22 protein-coding genes are annotated in these 21,768 nt (G+C 63.4%); 14 read left to right on the forward strand and 8 right to left on the reverse strand.

Annotated elements, in window-relative coordinates:
* The coding region (locus MOV75_RS03660) for a PepSY domain-containing protein (protein ID WP_246919743.1) at positions 1-898 on the reverse strand (898 nt) is incomplete at its 3' end.
* A gap of 255 nt (positions 899-1,153) precedes the next feature.
* On the reverse strand, positions 1,154-2,131 hold the full coding sequence (locus MOV75_RS03665; protein ID WP_246919746.1) for a tripartite tricarboxylate transporter substrate binding protein: 978 nt from the start codon (positions 2,129-2,131) through the stop codon (positions 1,154-1,156).
* A 116-nt stretch (positions 2,132-2,247) separates the two neighbouring features.
* On the opposite strand from MOV75_RS03665, the gene MOV75_RS03670 reads away from it, so the two are divergent.
* Genes MOV75_RS03670 through MOV75_RS03695 form a run of 6 tightly spaced genes read left to right on the forward strand, consistent with a single transcriptional unit; the run spans position 2,248 to position 7,130 of the window.
* Entirely contained in the window at positions 2,248-2,958 is a 711-nt protein-coding gene (locus MOV75_RS03670) for a TetR/AcrR family transcriptional regulator (RefSeq protein WP_246919749.1), read from the forward strand.
* Positions 2,959-2,987: 29 nt separating this feature from the next.
* The gene (locus tag MOV75_RS03675) at positions 2,988-3,872 is read left to right on the forward strand and encodes an amidohydrolase (RefSeq protein WP_246919790.1); all 885 of its coding nucleotides are present in this window, start codon (positions 2,988-2,990) and stop codon (positions 3,870-3,872) included.
* 55 nt (positions 3,873-3,927) lie between these two features.
* Positions 3,928-4,641 carry a PIG-L deacetylase family protein gene (locus MOV75_RS03680; protein WP_246919752.1) on the forward strand — a complete coding sequence of 238 codons (714 nt, stop codon included), beginning with the start codon at positions 3,928-3,930 and terminating at the stop codon, positions 4,639-4,641.
* Positions 4,638-5,321 carry a 4-carboxy-4-hydroxy-2-oxoadipate aldolase/oxaloacetate decarboxylase gene (locus tag MOV75_RS03685; RefSeq protein WP_246919755.1) on the forward strand — a complete coding sequence of 228 codons (684 nt, stop codon included), beginning with the start codon at positions 4,638-4,640 and terminating at the stop codon, positions 5,319-5,321. The genes MOV75_RS03680 and MOV75_RS03685 overlap by 4 nt, the downstream gene beginning before the upstream one ends.
* 25 nt (positions 5,322-5,346) lie before the next feature.
* On the forward strand, positions 5,347-6,216 hold the full coding sequence (locus tag MOV75_RS03690) for a hypothetical protein (protein ID WP_246919758.1): 870 nt from the start codon (positions 5,347-5,349) through the stop codon (positions 6,214-6,216).
* Positions 6,213-7,130 (forward strand): NAD(P)-dependent oxidoreductase, encoded by a 918-nt coding sequence (locus MOV75_RS03695; protein ID WP_246919792.1) that lies wholly within the window; start codon positions 6,213-6,215, stop codon positions 7,128-7,130. Before MOV75_RS03690 ends, MOV75_RS03695 begins: the two co-directional genes overlap by 4 nt.
* Positions 7,131-7,146: 16 nt before the next feature.
* Here the strand turns inward: MOV75_RS03695 and MOV75_RS03700 are convergent, their stop codons facing one another.
* Together MOV75_RS03700 and MOV75_RS03705 are read right to left on the reverse strand one after the other, a co-directional pair.
* Positions 7,147-7,467 (reverse strand): hypothetical protein, encoded by a 321-nt coding sequence (locus MOV75_RS03700; RefSeq protein WP_246919759.1) that lies wholly within the window; start codon positions 7,465-7,467, stop codon positions 7,147-7,149.
* 209 nt (positions 7,468-7,676) lie between these two features.
* Positions 7,677-8,918: an amidohydrolase family protein gene (locus tag MOV75_RS03705; RefSeq protein WP_246919761.1), complete on the reverse strand. Its 1,242-nt coding sequence runs from the start codon at positions 8,916-8,918 to the stop codon at positions 7,677-7,679.
* A gap of 144 nt (positions 8,919-9,062) precedes the next feature.
* On the opposite strand from MOV75_RS03705, the gene MOV75_RS03710 reads away from it, so the two are divergent.
* Together MOV75_RS03710 and MOV75_RS03715 are read left to right on the forward strand one after the other, a co-directional pair.
* A complete protein-coding gene (locus MOV75_RS03710) occupies positions 9,063-9,482 on the forward strand; it encodes a nuclear transport factor 2 family protein (protein ID WP_246919763.1) in 420 nt (139 codons plus the stop codon).
* Positions 9,483-9,656: 174 nt separating this feature from the next.
* Positions 9,657-10,565 (forward strand): amino acid ABC transporter substrate-binding protein, encoded by a 909-nt coding sequence (locus tag MOV75_RS03715; protein ID WP_246919765.1) that lies wholly within the window; start codon positions 9,657-9,659, stop codon positions 10,563-10,565.
* Between the two features lie 49 nt (positions 10,566-10,614).
* On the opposite strand, the gene MOV75_RS03720 is transcribed toward MOV75_RS03715, so the two are convergent.
* From MOV75_RS03720 to MOV75_RS03735, 4 genes are all read right to left on the reverse strand, one after another.
* Entirely contained in the window at positions 10,615-11,508 is an 894-nt protein-coding gene (locus MOV75_RS03720) for a CoA ester lyase (RefSeq protein WP_246919767.1), read from the reverse strand.
* Between the two features lie 8 nt (positions 11,509-11,516).
* Positions 11,517-12,728 carry an acyl-CoA dehydrogenase family protein gene (locus MOV75_RS03725; RefSeq protein WP_246919768.1) on the reverse strand — a complete coding sequence of 404 codons (1,212 nt, stop codon included), beginning with the start codon at positions 12,726-12,728 and terminating at the stop codon, positions 11,517-11,519.
* A 31-nt stretch (positions 12,729-12,759) separates the two neighbouring features.
* The gene (locus MOV75_RS03730) at positions 12,760-13,869 is read right to left on the reverse strand and encodes a glycoside hydrolase family 172 protein (protein ID WP_246919769.1); all 1,110 of its coding nucleotides are present in this window, start codon (positions 13,867-13,869) and stop codon (positions 12,760-12,762) included.
* A 105-nt stretch (positions 13,870-13,974) separates the two neighbouring features.
* Complete coding sequence (locus tag MOV75_RS03735) at positions 13,975-15,600, reverse strand: long-chain fatty acid--CoA ligase (protein WP_246919770.1); 1,626 nt, start codon at positions 15,598-15,600, stop codon at positions 13,975-13,977.
* Positions 15,601-15,774: 174 nt separating this feature from the next.
* On the opposite strand from MOV75_RS03735, the gene MOV75_RS03740 reads away from it, so the two are divergent.
* The 6 genes from MOV75_RS03740 (at position 15,775) to MOV75_RS03765 (ending at position 21,619) form a co-directional block, all read left to right on the forward strand.
* Positions 15,775-17,628, forward strand: a complete 1,854-nt coding sequence (locus tag MOV75_RS03740) for an NAD(P)/FAD-dependent oxidoreductase (RefSeq protein WP_246919771.1) — start codon at positions 15,775-15,777, stop codon at positions 17,626-17,628.
* Positions 17,629-17,665: 37 nt separating this feature from the next.
* Positions 17,666-18,484 (forward strand): lytic transglycosylase domain-containing protein, encoded by an 819-nt coding sequence (locus MOV75_RS03745; RefSeq protein ID WP_246919772.1) that lies wholly within the window; start codon positions 17,666-17,668, stop codon positions 18,482-18,484.
* Positions 18,485-18,594: 110 nt separating this feature from the next.
* Positions 18,595-18,816: a hypothetical protein gene (locus MOV75_RS03750; protein ID WP_246919773.1), complete on the forward strand. Its 222-nt coding sequence runs from the start codon at positions 18,595-18,597 to the stop codon at positions 18,814-18,816.
* A 12-nt stretch (positions 18,817-18,828) separates the two neighbouring features.
* Complete coding sequence (locus tag MOV75_RS03755) at positions 18,829-19,251, forward strand: hypothetical protein (RefSeq protein ID WP_246919775.1); 423 nt, start codon at positions 18,829-18,831, stop codon at positions 19,249-19,251.
* Between the two features lie 427 nt (positions 19,252-19,678).
* Positions 19,679-20,176, forward strand: a complete 498-nt coding sequence (locus MOV75_RS03760; protein ID WP_246919778.1) for a hypothetical protein — start codon at positions 19,679-19,681, stop codon at positions 20,174-20,176.
* A gap of 303 nt (positions 20,177-20,479) precedes the next feature.
* Positions 20,480-21,619: a helix-turn-helix transcriptional regulator gene (locus tag MOV75_RS03765; RefSeq protein ID WP_246919781.1), complete on the forward strand. Its 1,140-nt coding sequence runs from the start codon at positions 20,480-20,482 to the stop codon at positions 21,617-21,619.
* Positions 21,620-21,768: the final 149 nt, after the last annotated feature.

Consider the following 21,768-nt stretch of genomic DNA (forward strand, 5'->3'; position numbering starts at 1 on the left):
CGGCTGGCCCGTCCGCGCGCGGTCGCCGCTTGCGCAGCGTTCGCCGCGCCCAGATCAGGAGACCGGTCGACAGCAGCGTTAACAGCGCGATTGACGTCACGACATTGAGCGGCGAGGCGATCAGGGCCGACCAGTTTCCCTCGTGGATCAGGCGCGGCCAGTTGCGCGGCAGCGGTGTGATCTCCGACGACGTGACGGCATAGGCCCGCAACTCTCCACCGTCAAAGAGTCTCGCCATCATGCGACCGCCGCGTGTGCCGATCGAGATCACATGCGACAACTCGTGCGAGGCCGCGACTATTCGCACCGCGTCGGGCAGGGCGAGGGGACCGCTACCCGCGGCCGGAGCAGGTGCCGTCTGAAAGGTGAGGCCGAGCGCCATGCAAAGGCCGGTCAACGGACTGAGCAGGATCAGCGGCAGCGTGAACCACGCGGTCCCCTTGTGCCATCCCGAGAGCGAGTTGCGCAGCCGCGGCATTCCCATGACAATGCCAAGCAGCAGGATGATCACCATGGCGAGCGTGGATGCCGTCACCAGCCAGGCCTGCCCCATCAGACGCTCATGCGTGAAACGCGCCCAGAGGAAGAGATTCGACAGGGTCGAACCCGCCGAGGCAGCTTCGCCGGTTGCAAGATCAATCGCCGGCGTGCTGATCCCCTGCAGGGTCATGCGCCGGCTGCCCGCGTTGATCGAGAGTCCGCGCGCCTTGCCGTCGGGATCATACCGCGTCACCAACTCGACGACACGGCCAGCCTCGATCGCGGGACCGCCAATGCCACTCGTTTGCACAAGGGGCTCGATGGACAGGATCAGACCGGTGGTGATGATCGCGAACAGAGGAAGAGCGAAGACCAGAGTGATCCAGCGATGGAGTCGCAACAATGCGGGTTTGCTCATTCGTCGTCCTCGGTGTTCTCCAGACCGTGCTCGCGCAGAGCCGTGCAAAACACAAATGACGCTTTGTCCATGTTGTTGCGTTGATTTGCAGCAACCGGAATTAAAGTTCGGTGCTGTACGCGCTGGCGGTATTCGCGTCGTGCGCGCCGCGTGTCGTCGCAATCTGTGTGCTGACGCACGCGCCGCAACGGGTCAACGGTCTACTCGCGTGAGGCCTTGATCGCGCCGCGCAGCCACCTGCTCAGCTGAAGAGCCTCACTGCGCGCGGATGTTGGCAGCCTTCAGCACCGGCTCCCATTTGGTCGCCTCGGCGTGCATATAGGCGTCAAACTCCTTGGGCGTTGAGCCGACCGGGGTTGCGCCGATCTTGGCGAGCGTCGACAGCACATTCGCATCCTGCAGCGCCGCCTTGAGATCGGTCTCGAGCTTTGCCACGATCTCGGGCGGCATCTTTGCCGGGCCGAGGACGCCCCACCAGACCGAGACGTCATAGCCGGATACACCGGCTTCCGCGATCGTCGGAACGTTGGGCAGCGCCTTGGAGCGCTCGGCCGAAGTCACGGCGAGCGCACGCACCGGGCCGCCTTCGAGCTGGCCGATCGCCTCGGCGAGCGGATTGATGCTGAGCGGGATCTCGCCCGCGATCACGGCAGTTAGCGCGGGCGCGCCGCCCTTGTAGGGGATCGCGACGATCTTGGTGCCGGACATATGCTTCAACAGTTCGCCAGCCAGATGCGCCGAGGTGCCGTTGCCTGACATGCCGTAGGAGAGCTTGTCCGGCTCCTTCTTCGCAGCCGCCAGGAGATCGCCGAGTGTCTTGTAGGGACTGTCCTTGGCCACGACGATCGCGAGCGGTGAGGAAGCGACTTCGGTGATTGCGGTAAAGTCCTTGAATGTGTCGTACGGCACGCTCGGATAGATGAACTGGTTGAGCGGATGACCGCTCGCGACCAGGATCAGCGTGTAACCGTCAGGCGCGGCCTGCGTCAACGCCTGCGAGGCGACGATGCCGCCGGCGCCGGGGCGATTGTCGACCACCGGCTGCTGGCCCCAGGTTTTTGCGAGTGCCTGTCCCAGCGTGCGCGCGAGTACATCGACCGCGCCGCCGGCCGCATAGGGGACCAGGATGTGGACCGGCTTGCTCGGATAATTGTCTGCGGCCTCGACGGCGCCGGCCAGCAGCAGACCGGCACCCAGCACCAAACCGCCAATTCTCTTGTTCAAACCCAGCATTTTCCCAGCACTCCTTGCAGGCATTCGCATCCGTGCGACCGTCTCCGAACCGTCCTGGACGTCGCCCATGGTTTTTGTTGACGAGACCTGATCTTTTGTACGATAGTACAAATCACATGGTACGCAACCCCACCAGCAAGGAATCGGCCCGCAAGCCGAACATGCGCGAGGCGATCCTCGCCGCGGCCGAGGAGTTGTTCGCCATCAACGGCTTCAATGCCGTCTCGGTGCGCGACATCGCGGTGGCGGCCGGGGCCAATCCCGGCAGCGTGACCTACCATTTCAAGACCAAGGACGGCCTGCTGCTGGAGATCTACCGGCGCCATTGCGGGCCGATGAACCTGCGCCGTTCGGAACTGCTCGCGGCGGCGAGGCGCGTGCGCGATCTCCAGGACCGGCTGGAGGCGATCGTGCGCGCCTATGTGGTGCCGGCCTTCACCTCCGGCAGCGATCTCGCCGGCGGCGGGGCGCGCTTCACGCGGCTGCGCGCCGTGATGTCGGCCGAAGGTAACGAGGTCGCGCGAAAAATCATCGCGCAGACCTTTGACGACACCAGCCACGCCTTCATCGATGCGATCCACCAGAGCCTGCCGCATATCCCCCGCACCGATATCGTCTGGCGCAGCCACTTCCTGCTCGGAGCGCTCTATTATTCGCTGGTGACGCCGGACCGCGTCTCGCGCCTGTCGCGCGGCGAGGCCGACGGCGGCGATGCCGCCAATGCCATCGAGCAATTGGTGCAGGCCACCGTTGCCGCATTCCAGGCGCCGCCGCTCGATCATGCCGCGCCGGCGCGGCGGCGGCCGGTCGTCAGCAGCAAGACTTGAACGAGCGTCTCGCTTCGGCGGTTCACCTGATGACGATGATGTACACTCCGACCATTCCGCCGCCCGACCCGAATACGCGCACGCCGAAGTTCAAGCTGCCGAAGCTGTCGTGTGATGCGCATTGTCACATCTTCGGTCCCGGCGTGAAGTACCCTTACGCGCCCGATCGCTCCTACACGCCACCGGATGCGCCGCTGGAGGATTTCCGTGCGCTGCATGCCAGGCTCGGCGTCGAGCGCGCCGTCATCGTCAATGCCAGCGTGCACGGCACCGACAACACGGTGGCGCTCGATGCCATCGCGCAGAGCAATGGCGCCTACCGGGCGGTCGCCAATATCGACGAGACCATCACCGAACGCGGGCTTCACGTGCTGCACGAGGGCGGCTTCCGCGGCTGCCGCTTCAATTTCGTCCGCCATCTCGGCGGTGTCCCCGACAAGGGTATGTTCGATCGCGTCATCGCCATGGTCGCGCCGCTCGGCTGGCATATCGACCTGCATTTCGACGCGGTCGACCTGCCTGACTATGCCGACATGCTGGCGAAGCTGCCGCTGAGCTACACCATCGACCATATGGGACGGGTGAAGGCGTCCGACGGGCTCGACCAGCTCCCGTTCGAGATCCTGATCGGGCTGATGCTGCGTGACGAGAAATGCTGGGTCAAGATCTGCGGCTCGGAGCGGGTGTCGTCCAGCGGTCCGCCGTTCACGGATGCCGTGCCGTTCGCACGAAAAATCGTCGAGACCGCCGCCGACCGCGTCATCTGGGGCACGGACTGGCCGCATCCCAACGTCAAAGTGATGCCGAACGACGGCGATCTCGTCGACCTCATTCCGCTGTTCGCGCCGGAGCCGGAGTTGCAGCAGAAGATCTTGGTCGACAATCCCGCGCGCCTGTTCGGGTTCGACCGATGACGTCGCTGACGATCGACAAGCTGCGCGGGATGAATACGAACGAAAGGAGTGTCCCATGAAAACAGGTCTCGTGATCACCGCCCATCCCGGCGATTTCGTCTGGCGCGCCGGCGGCGCCATCGCGCTGCATGCGAAGAAGGGCTATCGCATGAAGATCGTCTGCATGTCCTTCGGCGAGCGCGGCGAAAGTCAGTTCGCCTGGAAGGAGAAGGGCGCGACGCTGGAATCGGTCAAGGCAGGGCGCAAGGACGAGGCGGAGCGGGCGGCGAAGCTTTTGGGCGCCGAGATCGAGTTCTTCGACTGCGGCGACTATCCGCTGAAGCTCACTGAAGCGCATTTCGACCGCATGGTCGACATCTACCGAGAGCTCAACCCGAGCTTCGTGCTGACGCATGCGCTGGCGGACCCCTATAATTTCGACCATCCCAACGCGGCGCATTTCGCGCAGGAGACGCGCGTGGTCGCGCAGGCGATGGGCCACAAGCCCGGCGCGCAGTACAAATATTCGGCGCCGCCGGTGTTCCTGTTCGAGCCGCACCAGCCCGAGCAGTGCAATTACAAGCCCGACCTGCTTCTCAAGATCGACGAGGTCTGGAAGGAGAAGTACGAAGCGTTCCAGATCCTGGCCGCGCAGAAACATCTCTGGGGCTATTACGAGCGCGTCGCGCTCAATCGCGGCATTCAGGGCAGTCGCAACACCGGCGTGCCCATGACCTATGGCGAAGCCTATCAGCGCCTGTTCCCGACCGTCGCGGAGGAGCTGGCATGAAGCCGGTCGTCGTTCGCAACATCAAGCGCGCCGATCCCGCCGGCATGGCGGAATACGGCGTCTCGACCGTGCACGAGGCCTATGGGCGCGTCGGCCTGATGAAGCCTTACTTGCGACCGGTCTGGTCGGGCGCGGCAATTGCGGGTCCTGCCGTCACCGTGCTGGCGCAGCCCGGCGACAATTGGATGATTCATGTCGCAGTCGAGCAATGCAGGAAGGGTGACATCCTCGTCGTCGGCTGTACCACCGATAATACCGACGGCATGTTTGGTGAGCTGCTGGCGACCTCGCTGCAGGCGCGCGGCGTGCAGGGCCTGATCATCGACGCCGGCTGCCGCGACGTCAAAGCGCTGCACGAGATGAAGTTTCCGGTGTGGTCGCGCGCGGTCTCGGCCAAGGGCACGGTCAAGGCGACGCTCGGCTCGGTCAACATTCCCGTGGTCTGCGCCGGCGTCAGTGTCGATCCCGGCGACATCGTCGTGGCCGACGACGATGGCGTCGTGGTGGTGCCGAAGCGGTATGCCGCCGAAGTGGCTGAGAAGGCGAAGAAGCGCAACGCGGACGAAGGTGGCAAGCGCGAGCGGCTTGCCTCTGGCGAGCTTGGCCTCGACATGTACAGCATGCGCGAAGCGCTGGCGAAGGCGGGTCTCGTCTACGTCGACAACCCCGAGGACGTCTGAGAGCGACGAGAGGCGGAGCGAGTAGATGGATCGTCTCAAGCTGAAAGCTGTGCTCGGCAGTCATCCCCACGTCCAGGCGGTGAAGAGCGGGGAGCTCCGCTCCGAGCTGTTCGATCTCGACTTCATCGAGTACACGCCCACCAACACGGCGTTCAAGCCGATGGTGCGGGAGCAGGCCTTCGACGTCTGCGAGATGGCGATCGTCACCTTTCTGATGGCGAAGGCGCATGGCAAGCCGCTTGTGCTCCTGCCGGCGACCATGCTCGGCCGTTTCCAGCATTCCTACGCGCTCTACAATCCTGCACGGGGATCGCTCGGGCCGTCCGATCTCGAAGGCAAGCGCGTCGGTATCCGCTCGTTCACGACGACGACCGGCGCCTGGATCAGGGGGATTCTCGCCAACGACTATGGCGTGAACCTCGACAAGATTCGCTGGATCACCTTCGAGGATCCTCACGTCGCCGAATATGTCGACACCACCGAGCGTGCCCCGAAGGACAAGAAGATCCTGCAGATGCTGCTCGACGGCGAGCTCGACGCGGTCCTCGGCGAGGCCTCGAACGATCCGAAGCTAAAGCCTCTATTTCCCGATCCCGCTGCAGAAGCTGCCAAATGGTATGCCCGGCGCGGCGTCGTGCCGGTCAACCATCTCGTGGTCGTGACTGAGCAGCTCGCGAAATCGCGCCCCGACGTGGTCGTGGGCGTCTATGATCTTCTCAAGCGCAATAAAGAGCAGATGGGGCCCGCAGCCTCGCTGGACCTCGTTCCGTTCGGAGTAGAGGCGAACAGGAAGCCGCTCGAGCTGATCGTCGACTACACATTCCAGCAGGCGCTGATCCCGCGCCGCTATGCGGTCGAGGAGCTGTTCGACGCGACAACGCGAGGATTGAACTGATGGCGGATCCGAGGCGATGGCAGATCGGGCTGGTCGGATATGGTGAGGTCGGCAGGATTTTGGCCGAGGATTTGCGCCAGCAGGACATCAAACTCGCTGCCTATGATATCAAGCTCGGTGGCGACCATGGCGCACCGCTGAAAGAGCATGCGGCGAAATTCGGCGTGACGCTCGCACCCTCTCATGCCGAGTTGGCCGCCAAATGCGATTTGATCATCTCCGCGGTCACCGCTAGCCAGGCTGTGCCGGTGGCGAAGGCCTGTGCGACTGCGATCAACCAGGGCAGCTGGTTCCTCGATTTCAACTCGGCATCTCCCGGCGCAAAGCAGCGCGCGGCGGCACTGATCGATGGCGCTGCCGGCCGCTATGTCGAGGGTGCGGTGATGACATCGGTGCCGCCTTATCGCATCAAGGTGCCGCTGCTGCTCGGCGGTTCCGGCGCGAGGGAGATCGAGCCGCTTCTGAACGCGATCGGCTTTGCCGCGAAGGTTGCGAGCGACAAGCTCGGCGTGGCTTCGGCAGTGAAGATGTGCCGCAGCATCATGATCAAGGGCCTGGAGGCCATGGTCATCGAGAGCTTTACGACCGCGCGCGCTTATGGGGTCGAAGATGCGGTGCTGGCCTCGCTCGGGGAGACGTTCCCCGCCATCAATTGGGAGAAGCAGGGCGCCTATTTCTTCCAGCGCGTGATCGAGCACGGCCGCCGGCGTGCCGAAGAAGTGCGTGAGGTCGCCGAGACCGTGTGCGAGGCAGGGCTGACGCCATGGTCCGCGCAGGGCACAGCCGAACGGCAGGCGTGGGTGGCCGATCTCGCCGACGAAGGGCTGTTCGGTGCCAGGGGCACCAAGGAGTTCGCTCGCAGCGCCGATTGGCGTACCGAGGCAGATCGGATACTGGCGAAGATCAAGCGCTGACGCCGAACGCGTGCGTTCAGCTCAAGACCGTGCAGGCGTCGCGATAGTTCGAGATTTCGTCGCGGGCGAGCTCGATCAAGTCGACCAGGCTCTTGGCCTTGCGGACGATCTGCTCCTTGGCGGGCGCGGTGCGGAACTCCGTGAGGATCATGCGGATGCACTTGTCGGCCGTATCGAGCGCCAAGAGCGCGCGGGTCATGTCGGCTTGCGTGTGGATCGCCGAGATATCGAGGCTGGATAGCACTTCGCCGATTCCAGTCAGCCGCTTGACGGCCGTTTCCGCGGGCGTGTTGGCCCGAATGGAGCGATAATCGATGCTACTGAATGCGTTGAACATATACATACTTCTCGACTGAACTCAGATGGTTCAGAGCGCCCCCTTAGTATGATCCAGACGGCCTCTTGTTCAATGCGCACAGCTACGGTCCGGGATTCTACCGGACTCGGATTTCGGGCCGGAATCGGCAGTGAAACTGGAACGAAATGGCCCGATGATCAGCTGTGTTCCTGACGATTTTACCGTTGGAAGTTCGTCCGGAAGCGCATTCAGCTCCCGGGCCGGAACAGAGCGGGCCGCTGCCGCGCGAATGTCTGTCGGCCGCTCTTGAAGCCCATCACGATATCGGGGAGCTCGGCGATAGCGAAGCGGCTGTCCTTCGTATCGAGCACGATGAGATCGGCGGGGTTGCCGAGCTTGATACCGTAGTCGTCGAGGTTCATCAGCCGCGCCGGCAGTTCGGTCACGAGATCGAGGCAGGTGTCGAAATCCCTCACCGAGGCGTGCGCGACGTTGGCGTAGAAGTTTGCCATCCGCAGCAGCGAGGCGTCGCCGAACGGCGTGAAGGGATTGAGCACATTGTTGGTCGCGATCGAGCACACGACGCCGTCGCCCGCGAGCCTGTGCGCGAGTGTCAGCCCGCGCGGCGCGTTGTGGGTGGCGTCGCGCCCCATCAGATACAGATCGGTCGCGGGCAGCACGGTGACGGCGATGCCGGCTCTTGCCAGCTGCGCTGTGGCAGCCTTCATCCGCTCCGGGGGCAGGGCCGAGAGTTTTGTCGCATGGCCGATCGCGACCCGTCCCTGATAGTTGCGCCGCTCGGTCTGCCGGCAAACTTCGTCGAGATGCCACCAGGAGGGATCGAGATCGAAATCCAGATGGAGGTCAACATCGACGTCGAACTCCTGCGCGAGATCGAAGATGCGTTCGAGATGCGCATTCGGGCTGGTGTCGGTGTAAGGACAGCCTCCGATCACGCCGCCGCCGTCACGCAAGGCCTGGACCAGCAGGTCCTCAGCTCCGGGATCGTTGGTCAGGCCCTCCTGCGGGAAGACGCAGAGCGACAGGTCGATCGCCCAGGCGTAGTCGCGCCGCAGCGCCTTCACGGCTTCGAAGCTGCGCAGGCCGATCCGTGGATCGATCTCCACATGCGTGCGCATGCGCGTCGTGCCGTGCACGATCGCGCGTTCAAGCACCTTGGCGCCTCGGGCGTAGACGTCCTCGACGGTGAAGTCGCGTTTCATTGCCGACACGGCCCGGATGGCGTCACTGAGACTGCCGTGATTGTGCCCGCAGCGGTCGAGCAGGCAGGCCTTGTCGAGATGGATGTGGGTGTCGACGAAACCGGGCAGGGCCAGGTGCCCGCCGATATCGACCTCGACCGTCTCACAGGCGAGCTTCGGCTCGATAGCGGCGATCCGGCCGGCTTTGACGCCGATGTCGACGGTCGCGGCGGATGATCGCAACAGCGCATTACGGAAGATCAGGTCGAAGGCGCGTTCGGTGGTCATGGCTCTTGCGGACAGAATTTAGAGCAATCAGCCGGGATCGGCAGCTCCAGATTGTCGGCAGTGTAGCGGGGGAGATGTTCAAAATATATGCATGGATTTTGCGAGACTGGCGTTAGTATTCCGCGAATTCCGGGAGAACCAGCCATGTCCGTTGCCGCAAGAGCCGAAGCTGTTCCGTCGTCCGACGCCGCGATCGTGGAGGCCTATCTCACGGCATCGATGATCCCGGATCCGGACGCTGCGGCGGCCTATATGGCGCCGGGTACCGTGATCACCTTCACCGGCGGGCGCGAGTTCGACCATCCGCGCGGCCCGACCGCCTTCAACGCCAAGCGCTACCGCTGGGTCAAGAAGAAGATGGACCGGTTCGATGTCTGCCCCGGCGACGGCGAGACCGTGGTCTACAGCGTCGGCACGCTCTACGGCGAATGGATGGATGGGACACCTTTCGAGGGCAACCGCTACGTCGACCGTTTCGTGGTGCGCAACGGCAAGATCACCAAGATGGATGTCTGGAACGACAGTGCCGAGCGCATCCTGGTCCAGCGCGGCATCGAGGCGTAACAGCCATCTCGCTGTTCGGGCGGGACCCTTTCGGCGCAAACGAGCGGCCGCTCGTCATATCGAAAGCTGTGATAGCTGATAGGCGCAGGCACGTCTGGCGGCTGGAGCGCGCCTGCGCTATCAACTGCCGTGACTGCGCCCGGCATGGAGGCGCAAGCCCCTTAGGAGCAGCCGATGCGTCTAGCTACCGTTATCGTGGCCCTCACATGTCTTGCCGGTGCAGCCTCAGCCGAAGATCTGTCCGGCACGCTCCAGAAGATCAAGGAGACCAAGAAGATCACGCTCGGCTATCAGGAGGCCTCGGTCCCCTTCAGCTATCTCGACGGCAACCAGAAGGCGGTCGGCTTTGCCATGGACATCTGCCTCAAGATCGTCGATGCCGTGAGGAAACAGCTGGGCATGCCCGACATCGCCGTCGACACGCTCGCCGTGACCTCGTCGAACCGGATTCCCCTGATGGTCAACGGCACGCTCGATCTGCACTGTTCGGCGACCACGAACAACGCCGATCGCCAGAAGCAGGTCGCTTTCACCAACACGCATTTCCTCAGTGCGACGCGATTTGCAGCCAAGAAGGCCGCAAAGATCAACACCATCGACGATCTCAAGGGCAAGGCGGTCACGGCCGTGGCTGGCTCGGTCAACCTGACGCAGCTCGCCAAGGTCAATACGGAACGCAATCTCGGCATCAATGTGATGCCGGCCAAGGACCAGGCCGAAGCCTTCCTGCTGCTGGAAACCGACCGTGCCCAGGCTTACGCACTCGATGACGTGCAGCTGGCGGTTGCGATTGCGCGCTCCAAGGAGCCGCAAGCCTACATGATCAGCGAGGAGGCGTTCTCGAAGCCGGAGCCTTACGGCATCATGCTGCGGCGAGAGGACGCGCCGTTCAAGGCGCTCGCCGATCGCGCGACGGCGGAGCTCTATGCCAGCCCGGAGATCGAGGTGCTCTACAAGAAATGGCTGCAATCGCCGACGCCGCCGAACGGCCTCAACTACAATGTCCCGATGTCACCAGCCCTGCGCAATGCCTTCAAGAAGCCGAGCTGGAGCGCAGATCCGGATGTGTACGTGGTGAACTGAAGCGAGGACGGCCTGCCGCACCGGGCGGCATGACGGTCGAGGCGCTGAACTAGGGCGCGCTCGGAAGCGCACCCAGGCGACGCGCGCGTTCCAACAGCCTGCATGCATTGCGATAGGTCGGCACTTCGACCCACAGGCCATTCACGAGCGCGCGATCTTCGCCTCGGCTGCGTGCGGCCTCGAAGCCCGCGACGATTGCGTCGGCGTGCGCGATCTCGCCAGCTCCCGGCGTGAACACATCATTGAGGCACTTCACGTGCTCGGGCAGGACCAGGGATTTGCTACGGTAACCGAGGCGACGGGATAGGGTTGCCTCGCGAACGGCGCCCCCGACGTCGCTGAACGTATAAGGTGCATCGATCGGTTCGATCTTTGCTGCACGCGCTTCCACTAGGAAGCGCCTTCGAGCATAGTCGAGCTCGAGGCCATCCGCGCCCCGCTCGGCACATAGATCATTGGCCAGGTCCTCGGCTCCAAGGAGCGCACAACGAACGCGGGAGCTGGCTGCGGCCATCGCGCGGACCTCGATAACTCCCAACGCGGTCTCGCAGACGGGAAGGATTTCCGTACTGCCTTTGTCGAGGCCGAGCTGGTTTTCCCAATGGGAGATCGCTGCGTCGAGGGCATGCATTTGGGCCGCCCTGTCGCTCATGGGATAGGCGACGACGTCGGGACGCGCCGTCATGGCTGCCGCAAGATCCAGCAGCCCATCGGTCTCCAGGGCATTGATGCGGATGGCGGCAAGGCGTTGCCGCCGGCGACATTCTTTCACGAAACCGTCGAGCAGTCCGCGTGCCTCACCGCGTCGTGCGGGGGGCGTAAAGTCCTCGAGATCTACGATGAGAGCATCCGCATCGCTCTCCAGCATCTTCGCATGCGCAGCGCGATCCGCTCCGGGCCCGAAGAGCCAGGTGCGACGGATGTCGGGATCGGGAAGGGCCATCGAATTGCCTACGCGTTCGAATATTTCTTCAGCTCGAACCGCGCGATCTGGTTCCTGTGAACCTCGTCCGGTCCGTCGGCAAGCCGCAGCAAACGCGCGGTGGCGTAGGCCTGGGTCAAACCGAAATCGTTCGAGGTGCCGCCGCCACCATGGGCCTGGATCGCCCAGTCGATGATCTGGCAGGCCATGTTGGGCACGGCGACCTTGATCATGGCGATCTCGGCCTTCGCCACCTTGTTGCCGACCGTGTCCATCGCGTAGGCCGCGTTCAGCGTCAGCAGCCGGGCCTGCTCGATCATGATGCGGGCTTCCGCAATGCGCTCCTGCGTCACCGTCTGCTCCGAGACCGGCTTGCCGAAGGCGACGCGACTGCGGACGCGACGGCACATCTTCTCCAGCGTGCGTTCGGCGAGGCCAATCAGCCGCATGCAGTGGTGGATGCGGCCGGGACCGAGGCGGCCCTGCGCGATCTCGAAACCGCGGCCCTCGCCGAGCAACATGTTTTCCCGGGGCACGCGCACATTGGTGAAGACGACCTCGGAGGCGCGGTCAGGCACGCCGTAGAAGCCGAACACGGGCAGGGCGCGCTTTACCTCGATGCCGGGCGTGTCCATCGGCACCAGGATCATCGACTGCTGCTTGTGGCGGTCGGGATTGTCGGGATCGGACTTGCCCATGAAGATGCAGATCTTGCAGCGGGGATCTGTCGCGTTGGTCGTGTACCATTTGCGCCCGTTGATCACGTAATGGTCGCCGTCGCGCACGATCGAGCTTTCGATGTTGGTCGCATCGGACGATGCGACCGCAGGCTCGGTCATGGCGAAGCAGGAGCGGATCTCGCCTGCGAGCAGTGGCTTCAACCAGCGCTCCTTGTCCTTCTCCGAACCATAGCGCTCCAGCACCTCCATGTTGCCGGTATCGGGCGCCGAGCAGTTGAACACCTCCGGCGCAAGGTGCGAGCGGCCCATCACCTCGCAGAGCGGGGCATATTCGAGGTTGGTAAGGCCCGCGCCATGGCTGGATTCCGGCAGGAACAGATTCCAGAGGCCTTCCTTGCGCGCCAGCGGCTTCAACTCTTCGACGACGGGATAGACCTTCCATGGCCCGAGCTCCTCCGCCTCGCGATAGAACCGCTCTTCGTTCGGATAGATGTGCCGGTCCATGAAGCTCTCGAGCTTGCGCTTGAGCTCGACGACTTTTGACGACATCGGGTAGAGCATCTCTGGTCTCCTTGATCGATCGGCCGCAGGTTCAGCCGATTTCGAGATAGTCCGGGCCGGGCAGTTTCGGGAATGGCGCGGTCGGCAGCGTCTGGTACCAGAACGCGACGGACGCAATGTCGTCCTGCAGGGGAAGGTATTTTCCCTCCTTCGCGCCCGGCAGCCAGCCCAGCGCCTGGATCGTCACGCGCAGATCAGAGCGGAAGCGCACGGGATCGGGGATGTGCCAGCGATAGAGGCCGAAGCGCTGCTGCGATTTGTAGACGCCATCGGGGCGGATCACCTGCGGCAGGCCGGCATAGGGCGTGGTGAACTCCACGTAGCGGGATTGCCCCTGGCCGGCATGTGCGACATGGGGATCGAAATTGTACGCGCCGCAAAAATAGTCCTCGGTGCCGGTGCCGCAAATCGTCGGGAATTCGCCGTCGCCGTCGATGAAGAACTTGATCTCGCCTTCGCCCCACCAGCCGTTGTTGTTGACCCCCCAGGCCATGTAGGTGCCGACATAGTGGCCGGCGCCGCTGATGCCGTCGAGGATGGTGTAGACCTCCTTGTAAGGCAGCGGATTGGTGCGACGGAACTGCGCATGGAAATAGCCGCAGTCCTCGGGCACGTCGGTCAGGGCGTAGTTGATCTGGTAGTAGACCGTGAGCTGCTCCTCGCTGCGGTTCTCCAGCGTAAAGCGCGCGCGCTTGCGAAACGGCATTTCCCAATAGCAGTTGAAGGCGCGGCCGGGGTTGACGCAAACGGCGAGCGAGGACACTTGCGCGAACTCTTCCCATCCGCAGGCGAAGAAATCTCCCGCCGGGCATTCGACACTCGGCTGTTCCTGGTCGTCCCAGTAGATGCGCAGAATGGAGTGGCGCAGCCGTCCGCGCGCCAGCGTCATCCAGATCTGCTGGATCGCGCCCTGACCTTGGATGTCGGCGAGCGTGAAGGTCGTGCCCGGATCGATGACGACATAGGGCGAGACCTTCCAGCCCTGTCCGAGATCGCGCGCCTGGCGCGCGGCCGGGCCGTCGACGGACATGCCGCCCTTGCCCTTCTCGCCGGTGAAGTTCTCGGGGCTGATCGAGCGCGTCTGCGCATTCGACAGGCGCGATAGATTGCCGAGATGCATGCCCAATCCGGAAAACGCCATGGTGTCCTCGATAAGGGATTAGCGACGTCTCGCTATATCGCCTCCAAATCTACCAAAAGATGAAGACGATCGCGCACGGACAGGCCCGTGCGCGATCGCGGAGGGTCACGCGACGCGGTACTCCCTGAACTTCTCGCGCAGGGCCGACTTCAGCACCTTGCCGGTCCCCGTCATCGGGAATTCGTCGAGGAATTCGACGGCGTCCGGCATCCACCAGCTCGCGATCTTCGGGCGCATGTGATCGAGCAGCGTCTTGCCGTCGACCGTCGCGCCCTTCTTGCGGACGACGAGGAGAAGGGGGCGTTCCTGCCATTTCTCATGGTTGATCGCGACCACGGCGGCCTGCAGCACATCGGGATGGGACAAGGCAACGTCCTCGAGCTGAATCGAGGAGATCCATTCGCCGCCGGACTTGATCACGTCCTTGGAGCGGTCGGTCAGCGTGACGTGGCCTTGAGGATCGATCACGGCCATGTCGCCGGTGATCAGCCAACCGTCGCGGTCGAGACCTTCGTCGAGCTTCATGTAGCCCGACGCAACCCACGGCCCGCGGGCGCGCAGGTGACCGACGGTCTTGCCGTCGCGCGGCAGCTCAACGCCGGCATCGTCGACGATTCGCAAGGCCGTGCCGAAACAGGCGCGGCCCGAGACCTGGCGCCGGTCGAACTTCTCCTTGTCGCCGAGATGCTCCGAGCCCGGCCGCAAGCCCGGCATCGAGCAGCCGAGGGCCTCGGTCATGCCCCAGGCCTGGATATAGTCGATGTCATAGTCGCGCTTCAGCTTCTCGATCATGGCGCGCGGCGGCGCCGAGCCTGACGACAATGTTGCGCGCAACGTCGAGAACTTGCTACCGGTGCGGCCCAGCCAGTCGAGCAGGATCAGCCAGAAGCTCGGCACACCCGCCGACAGCGTCACCTTCTCGCCTTCGAGCAGTTCGTAGAGCTTGTCGGGTTCGTAGTTGCGGCCGGGCAGCACCAGCTTCGAGCCGGTATAGGGCGCGGTGAACGGCATGTTCCAGCCATTGCCGTGGAAGAGAGGCGCCATCGGCATCATCACTTCGCGCACGCCTTCGACATGTCCCGGCAGGAAGTCGAAATTGCAGCAAGTCATGGTCTGCAGGATCGCGGCGCGGTGCGAATAGATCACGCCCTTGGGATTGCCCGTGGTCCCCGAGGTGTAGCAGATCGTGGAGGCGGACTTTTCGTCGAACTCCGGCCAGGTGAAGCCGGCGTCGTTCTCCTTGTCCAGAAGATCTTCGTAGCAATGCACGTTGGCAAGCTTGGTCTCGGGCATGCGCTCGCGCGAGGACATCACCACGTAAGCCTCGATCGTCCTCAGCTGCGGCGCGATCGCCTCGACGAGCGGCAGCGTGGCGCGGTCGATGAACAGCAGGCGGTCTTCGGCGTGATTGATGATGTAGACCAGCTGTTCGGGAAACAGCCGCGGGTTCACGGTGTGCAGCACATAGCCCATGCCGGGCGCGGCGTAGAACATCTCGAAATGACGATGCGTATTCCAGGCCAGCGTGCCGACGCGATCGCCGGGATTCATGCCGAGCCGCTTCAACGCCAGCGCCATGCGCTTGATGCGCGGATGAGCGTCCGCGTAGGTGTAGCGATGAATGTCGCCCTCGATCTCGCGCGCGACGATCTCGGCTTCGCCGTGATAGTCCGCGGCATATTGGATCAAACCGCTGATCAGAAGCGGCATGTCCATCATCAATCCCTGCATGGTCTCCTCCAGAGCCACGTCGTTGCGTGGCGTACGCTTGTGATTTGCGCTTGAGGTTAGCGGAACGTCGCGTGGCGTTCACGCAAAAAGATGGGACGTGATTGCATGCGTCGCTTTTTCGGGGCTAACTGATCCGAGCTGCCGGCGAAGCAGCGCTCTCCGTGGAGGAAATGCATGTCAGCGGAAAGACACAAGACCGGTGCAGCCGGCGAACCTACGGTCGATATTGCGGCTCTCCGCGCGCGCTATCGCGACGAGCGCGACCGCCGTTTGCGGGCCGAGGGCAAGGCTCAGTATGTCGAGGTAGCCGGCAATTTCGGCCACTACCTCGACGACCCCTGGGCCGATCCCGGATTTGCGCGCGCAGCCGTCAGTGAAGAGACTGAAGTGCTCATCGTCGGCGGCGGCTTTGGCGGGTTTCTCTGTGGCGCCCGCTTGCGCGAGGCCGGCATCGATGATTTCCGCATCGTGGAAAAGGCTGCCGACTTCGGCGGCACCTGGTACTGGAATCGATATCCCGGCGCTGCCTGCGATACCGAGAGCTACATCTATCTGCCACTGCTGGAAGAGACCGGCTACATGCCGGTGCGCAAATACGCCCGGGCACCGGAGATCTACGAGCACTCCCGCCGCATCGGCCGTCATTTCGGTCTCTACGAGCGCGCGCTGTTTCAGACTGTCATCTCGCGGATGGTGTGGCAGGAGCAGGAGGCGCGTTGGCTGGTCGAGACCGATCGCGGCGATCGCATCCGTGCCCGCTTCGTCATTCTCGCCGGAGGTCCGCTCAGCCGGCCGAAGCTGCCGGGCATCCCCGGCATCGAGACCTTCAAGGGCCACAGCTTTCATACCAGCCGTTGGGATTACGCCTATACCGGTGGCAACGCGGATGGTGATCTGGCCGGCCTTGCCGACAAGCGCGTCGGCATCATCGGCACCGGCGCCACCGCCGTGCAATGCGTGCCGCATCTCGGCCGTTCGGCGAAGGAGCTCTATGTCTTCCAGCGCACGCCGTCGGCGATCGGCGTGCGCGGCGACCGGCCGACTGATCAGGGCTGGGCGCAGAGTCTAGCCCCCGGCTGGCAGCGCGAGCGCATGGACAATTTTACGTCGGTGATCTCAGGCGAACCGTTCGAGCGGGACCTGGTGCAGGACGGCTGGACCGGCCTGCTCGGCGAGATACTGCTGGCGCCGCGTCGTCAGCCGCAACCGGTGACCTCGATGGAGGAGGCGCTGAAGGTCATCGAGCATGCCGACTACCGCAAGATGGAGGAGATTCGCGCCCGCGTCGATGCGGTCGTCAAGGACGCGGCGACCGCGGAAGCGCTCAAGCCCTGGTACAAGGCGTTTTGCAAGCGGCCGTGCTTTCACGACGAATATCTCGACGCCTTCAATCGGCCCAACGTGCATCTCGTCGACACCAGGGGGCAAGGCGTCGAACGTATCACCGAGAACGCCGTCGTGGCTGGCGGCAAGGCCTACGAGCTCGACTGTCTGATCTACGCCAGCGGTTTTGAGGTCGGCACCGATTATGCCCGCCGCATGGGCTTCGAGGTTTATGGCCGTGACGGCGTCAGCCTGTCCGAGCGCTGGCAGGACGGCGTCAAGACGATGCATGGCTTCTACAGCCGCGGCTTCCCGAATTGCTTTCTGATCGTCACGGTGCAGGCTGGCCAGAGCGCCAACTTCCCGCACATAATCGACGAGCAATCGCAGCACATCGCCTATGTGATCACTGAAGCGCGCAAGCGCAAAGCGCGGACGCTCGAGCCGACGCTCGTGGGCGAGAACGTCTGGGTGGACGAGGTCGTCAGGGCCGCGCTCGGCCGCCAGACCTATCTGGCCGAATGCACGCCCGGCTACTACAACAACGAGGGCGTGTTCGATCCGATCGCGGCAAGAAACAGCCAATATTGGCGCGGGCCGGTGGCATTCCTGCGGCTGCTCGACAAATGGCGGAAGGAAGGCAATCTGGAAGGCCTCGAATTGTCCTATGATCAGGCCATGGAGTCGGCGCGTTCGCCCGGGTAGGATTGGCGCCGATCGGTACAGGACGGGAGACAAGGGTATGATCAGGGGCAGGGCTGCTGCGGGAGCTATTGTTGGCGCGATGGCGCTGTTCGGTTGCCTCGCGCCCACCGCCGAGGCTGCGCAATGCGGCAGCTCGCCGGCGGGGTTCGAGTCCTGGAAGCGGGAGTTCAGTGCGGAGGCGCAAGGCAAGGGCGTCGGCCAGACTGCGCTCGCGGCGCTGATGCAGACCAACTACGCCAGCGCCACCATCGCGGCCGACCGCGGCCAGCGCAGCTTCCAGCTGACGCTCGACCAGTTCCTCGCCAAGCGCGGCGCCACCACCATCGTCGCCAAGGGGCGGCAGCTCAAGCAGTCGCAGGCTGCCTTGTTCGCCTCCATCCAGCAGCGCTATGGCGTCCCGCCCGGACCCCTGATCGCGATCTGGGGCATGGAGACCGGTTTCGGCAGCCAGCGCGGCAACCAGAACATGCTGTCGTCGATCGCAACCCTTGCCTATGACTGCCGCCGCCCCGAATTCTTCACCGACCAGCTCTACGCCGCCCTGAAGCTGATCGACCGCGGCACGCTGTCGGGGGCGACCCGCGGCTCCATGCATGGCGAGGTCGGCCAGACCCAGTTCATGCCCAAGAACATCCTGGCCTATGGCACCGGCAATCTCGAAGTTGCGGCCAATGCACTGAACTCGACGGCGAATTTCCTCAGGGCTCATGGCTGGCGCGCGGGAGCCGGCTACCAGCCGGGCGAGCCGAATTTCGCCGCGATCGAGGCCTGGAATGCCGCCGGCGTCTATCAGAAAGCCATCGCGCTGATGGGCCGGCAGATCGACGAAGGCGGAGGGACCGCGGCCTCGCGTTAAATCGTTCAGCAAGGCGTGATGCGCCGGCATGAGAAAGTTGTTGCCATCTGGAACTGACGGCACGACGTTTGCTTTGATGAGGTTCGGGGCTAGGCATGAGGAGACTCACCATGGCAACCCAAATCGTTTTGGATCAGACAGGCGATACGCGCCACGAGTTTGATCCTGGCAATGCCGAAGCGCTGGCGCGAGCCGAACGGCGCTTTCGGGAGCTGACCGGAGCCGGCTTCACCGCCGCGCTGCGAACCGGGCCGGGCGAGGTGACCCGTATCCGATTGTTCGATCCGACCGCGCAGGAAACACTGTTCTATCCCCGCCTGGTCGGCGGTTGATCTGAGCTGCTCATGTTTGCGGCAGTTTGGCTCCGCGCCCCGGCGCGTGCGCGCCTGCATGCGCTGCGCGAACTCTATCGGCGGTTCTTCGGCGAGAACACGCCGGATGCTCGCGGTCGCCGGCTGCTCTTCGAATGGCTCTCGCCCGCACAACGCGCGCAATTCGAGGAGCACCGGTATTTCGACGTCGTTGGCGGCGACACGGGCAAGACTTATCGCATACACTACGGCACCGCCGCCAACGTCCACGAAATCGATGGTGAAGGCCGGGCGACGATGGGATGGTGCTTCGTCCCGTCAGGCTTCCTGGTGCCGGGCGACGTGATGCTGGCGCAAAAGATTGCGCTCGAAACCGACGAAAGGGGCGCCCTTGCGCTCGCCAACCGGTTTCCGCCGGCCACGCATTCGGAGCATTTTTACCGGCGGCCGTTCTAGCCCGGAAATGGCGGAGCGGTCAGTAGTGCGTCGTGCGGTAGGCATCCAACGCATGCGCCGCGAAGACGCCGACGCTACAAAGGGCGAGCAGGGCGGAGATCAGCTCGATCATAGCTCGTCCTCCCGCGCTGGTTGGGCAACGAGGTTTTGGCAGCAGGAATATTCGTAGATCAGGTCGAGGAAGAACTGCATGGTGGCCGTCCCTGTATTTATTTTGACAACGACTTAACCGGCGATCTGTTTCAGGCGTGTTTCGTCGCATCGGGAATGCGGTTTCGCGGGGGAACCCCGGGCGGGTTTGTGCGCTGCGGCGCCCGCCAAATGCCTCGGCGGGATAGCATCCTGGCACCTCTTGCGGCCGCGCCGGCCCTTGCGGGTCTCCCGCAGAGGTGGTCATCTCAGCCTGGGGAACGCGCCGGAGGCTGACATGAAACGTTTTTTTCTTGCCATTTTGCTCGCCGTGGGTGCCTTAAGCGCCGGGCCGGCGCTAGCGCAACAATCCAAGGTCGGCGACTGGACCATCGAGAAGCGTACGCAGGATACGCACTGCAATGCGAGCCGTGGCTACAAGGACAAGGATGACGAGAACCGCGACTACGTCATCGTGATCACCTATTCCGAGAAGGCGATCGTGATCGTGATGATCTACGATGGCTGGGAATGGGAGAAGGTCGGCGAGATCCTTCGGGCCGATGTCGGTACTGACGATGCGGACATCATGAAGAAGGCAAAGTGGGAGGTCATGGACAAGACCACCGTGCGCGGCATCTTCGAGTACGACCAGTCGATGATGGATCGCCTGTCGAAGGCCAAGCGCCTCACGCTCGATTTCGAGGACGATGACGACGACAGCATCGAGATGCAGATGCCGCGTGCCGGCGAAGCGCTGGCGGCGTTGAAGTTCTGCGAGGAGAACCGGAAATAGATTGCCGATGCCGGCTTTGAAGCCGACAGGGCGACGGCAATGAGCGGGTGGCAACGAACAGGCGCGTGACTCATCGCACACAGTCCGCGCGCTGTTCGCATTTATCCTAGTCTTTGGCGAAACCGTCCAAGCCGCACCCTGCGGTTGACGTTACGCAAGGACGATGTTCGATATTCCAGCATCTAGTTACAACGTTTTTTCCTCGTCGAAGGCGGCAATTGACCGGTCTGTCTTCTCCGCCGGTTCCCGGATCGCGAGTTCCCACCCGCGCGCGGGCCACACGCAGATTGCGTCGTTCGCCCGATGACGGTCCAGCAGGCAAATCGATTCTCGTCCCTCATCGGCGAGATTTACGATGCGGCGGTCGATCCCGCGTTGCGCAGCAGCGTACTGGAGCAGGTTACGCATTTCGTCGGCGGCTGTGCCGCGATGATCCTGTCCAGGGATTCTGCGCGGCTTTCGATCGAGATTCACCAGCATTTTGGAATCGATGCCCACTTCCGTCAGCTTTATCGTGACCGGTACGTGGAGTTCGATCCTCTGCTCGATCGTCACCTCACTTTCGCCCGCGACCAAACGATCGGCGTGACCGACATCATGCCCCATGCACAATTTTTGGAGACGAGCTTCCATCGCGAGTGGGTGGAACCGCAAGGGGCGATAGACCTTGCGACGATCGCGCTCGAGAACACGCTCGCCCGCACCACGATCCTGCAGGTGTTGCGTCATCGCTCCCGCGGAACCGTCGACGACGCGATGGGGGAGCGCATGAGGCTGCTTGCCCCGCATATCCAGCGGTCGCAGATCATGGGCCGGCAGATCCGGGCCCGCTCCCATACGGTGGACGACCTAGCCGACGTCCTCGACGGATTGAACACATCGATCTGTCTGCTCGACGCGGACGGCCGCGTCGTCCATGCCAACGCCGCATGCCGCCAGTTGTTCGCCGACGCCAATCTGCTTGCGATGGTCGGCGACCGGATCGTGGCCCGCAACACCCTGACCGACAAGATATTCCGCGGCCTGTGCGAAATCGGTGGAGGCACTCGTCGTCAGATCGAGCTTGCGACGTCGGCTGATGGGCAGCATTATCTGCTCCATGCCTTTCCGCTGAAGCGGGATCGCAGCACGTCACGGGACGTCGCGGCCACGATGCTCTTCGTTCAAAGAGCTTCCATGCTGCCATTGCTCGCAGCCGACGCGATCGCCGCGGCTTTCAGGCTGACGCCGTCCGAATTGCGCGTGCTGATGGCAATCATCGAGATCGGCGGCGTCCCCGACATTGCTGCAAAGCTCGGCATTGCCGAGACGACGGTGAAAACGCATCTCGGCCGCTTGTTCGAAAAAACGGGCGCTGGCAGGCAGGCCGATCTGGTGAAGATCGCCGCCGGCTTTGCCGTGCCGTTCGCGCGGCGAACGAATGGCGATGAGGGGACGAAGTAATTCGTTCACATGGCTCATTATTCCATGCCGCGCTCTCAATCCATTGTGATGAGCCGAGCTCGTGGGTCCTCCGAACGCAGGACGCGAGTCATCTGGGACTTTCGTATATCGCGCTTCTGAAATGAAGAGCAGCGTGCGCCGCACGGACA

Origin of the sequence: Bradyrhizobium sp. PRIMUS42 (genome assembly GCF_023006515.1) — a bacterium.
Taxonomy (GTDB): Bacteria; Pseudomonadota; Alphaproteobacteria; order Rhizobiales; family Xanthobacteraceae; genus Bradyrhizobium.

What these genes read in the sequence shown, in the direction of transcription:
- MOV75_RS03665 (WP_246919746.1), bottom strand. Translation starts at nt 2,131, where the DNA reads ATGCTGGGTTTGAACAAGAGAATTGGCGGTTTGGTGCTGGGTGCCGGT.
- MOV75_RS03670 (WP_246919749.1), top strand. Translation starts at nt 2,248, where the DNA reads ATGGTACGCAACCCCACCAGCAAGGAATCGGCCCGCAAGCCGAACATG.
- MOV75_RS03675 (WP_246919790.1), top strand. Translation starts at nt 2,988, where the DNA reads ATGACGATGATGTACACTCCGACCATTCCGCCGCCCGACCCGAATACG.
- MOV75_RS03680 (WP_246919752.1), top strand. Translation starts at nt 3,928, where the DNA reads ATGAAAACAGGTCTCGTGATCACCGCCCATCCCGGCGATTTCGTCTGG.
- MOV75_RS03685 (WP_246919755.1), top strand. Translation starts at nt 4,638, where the DNA reads ATGAAGCCGGTCGTCGTTCGCAACATCAAGCGCGCCGATCCCGCCGGC.
- MOV75_RS03690 (WP_246919758.1), top strand. Translation starts at nt 5,347, where the DNA reads ATGGATCGTCTCAAGCTGAAAGCTGTGCTCGGCAGTCATCCCCACGTC.
- MOV75_RS03700 (WP_246919759.1), bottom strand. Translation starts at nt 7,467, where the DNA reads ATGTTCAACGCATTCAGTAGCATCGATTATCGCTCCATTCGGGCCAAC.
- MOV75_RS03705 (WP_246919761.1), bottom strand. Translation starts at nt 8,918, where the DNA reads ATGACCACCGAACGCGCCTTCGACCTGATCTTCCGTAATGCGCTGTTG.
- MOV75_RS03710 (WP_246919763.1), top strand. Translation starts at nt 9,063, where the DNA reads ATGTCCGTTGCCGCAAGAGCCGAAGCTGTTCCGTCGTCCGACGCCGCG.
- MOV75_RS03715 (WP_246919765.1), top strand. Translation starts at nt 9,657, where the DNA reads ATGCGTCTAGCTACCGTTATCGTGGCCCTCACATGTCTTGCCGGTGCA.
- MOV75_RS03720 (WP_246919767.1), bottom strand. Translation starts at nt 11,508, where the DNA reads ATGGCCCTTCCCGATCCCGACATCCGTCGCACCTGGCTCTTCGGGCCC.
- MOV75_RS03725 (WP_246919768.1), bottom strand. Translation starts at nt 12,728, where the DNA reads ATGCTCTACCCGATGTCGTCAAAAGTCGTCGAGCTCAAGCGCAAGCTC.
- MOV75_RS03730 (WP_246919769.1), bottom strand. Translation starts at nt 13,869, where the DNA reads ATGGCGTTTTCCGGATTGGGCATGCATCTCGGCAATCTATCGCGCCTG.
- MOV75_RS03735 (WP_246919770.1), bottom strand. Translation starts at nt 15,600, where the DNA reads ATGCAGGGATTGATGATGGACATGCCGCTTCTGATCAGCGGTTTGATC.
- MOV75_RS03740 (WP_246919771.1), top strand. Translation starts at nt 15,775, where the DNA reads ATGTCAGCGGAAAGACACAAGACCGGTGCAGCCGGCGAACCTACGGTC.
- MOV75_RS03745 (WP_246919772.1), top strand. Translation starts at nt 17,666, where the DNA reads ATGATCAGGGGCAGGGCTGCTGCGGGAGCTATTGTTGGCGCGATGGCG.
- MOV75_RS03750 (WP_246919773.1), top strand. Translation starts at nt 18,595, where the DNA reads ATGGCAACCCAAATCGTTTTGGATCAGACAGGCGATACGCGCCACGAG.
- MOV75_RS03755 (WP_246919775.1), top strand. Translation starts at nt 18,829, where the DNA reads ATGTTTGCGGCAGTTTGGCTCCGCGCCCCGGCGCGTGCGCGCCTGCAT.
- MOV75_RS03760 (WP_246919778.1), top strand. Translation starts at nt 19,679, where the DNA reads ATGAAACGTTTTTTTCTTGCCATTTTGCTCGCCGTGGGTGCCTTAAGC.
- MOV75_RS03765 (WP_246919781.1), top strand. Translation starts at nt 20,480, where the DNA reads ATGACGGTCCAGCAGGCAAATCGATTCTCGTCCCTCATCGGCGAGATT.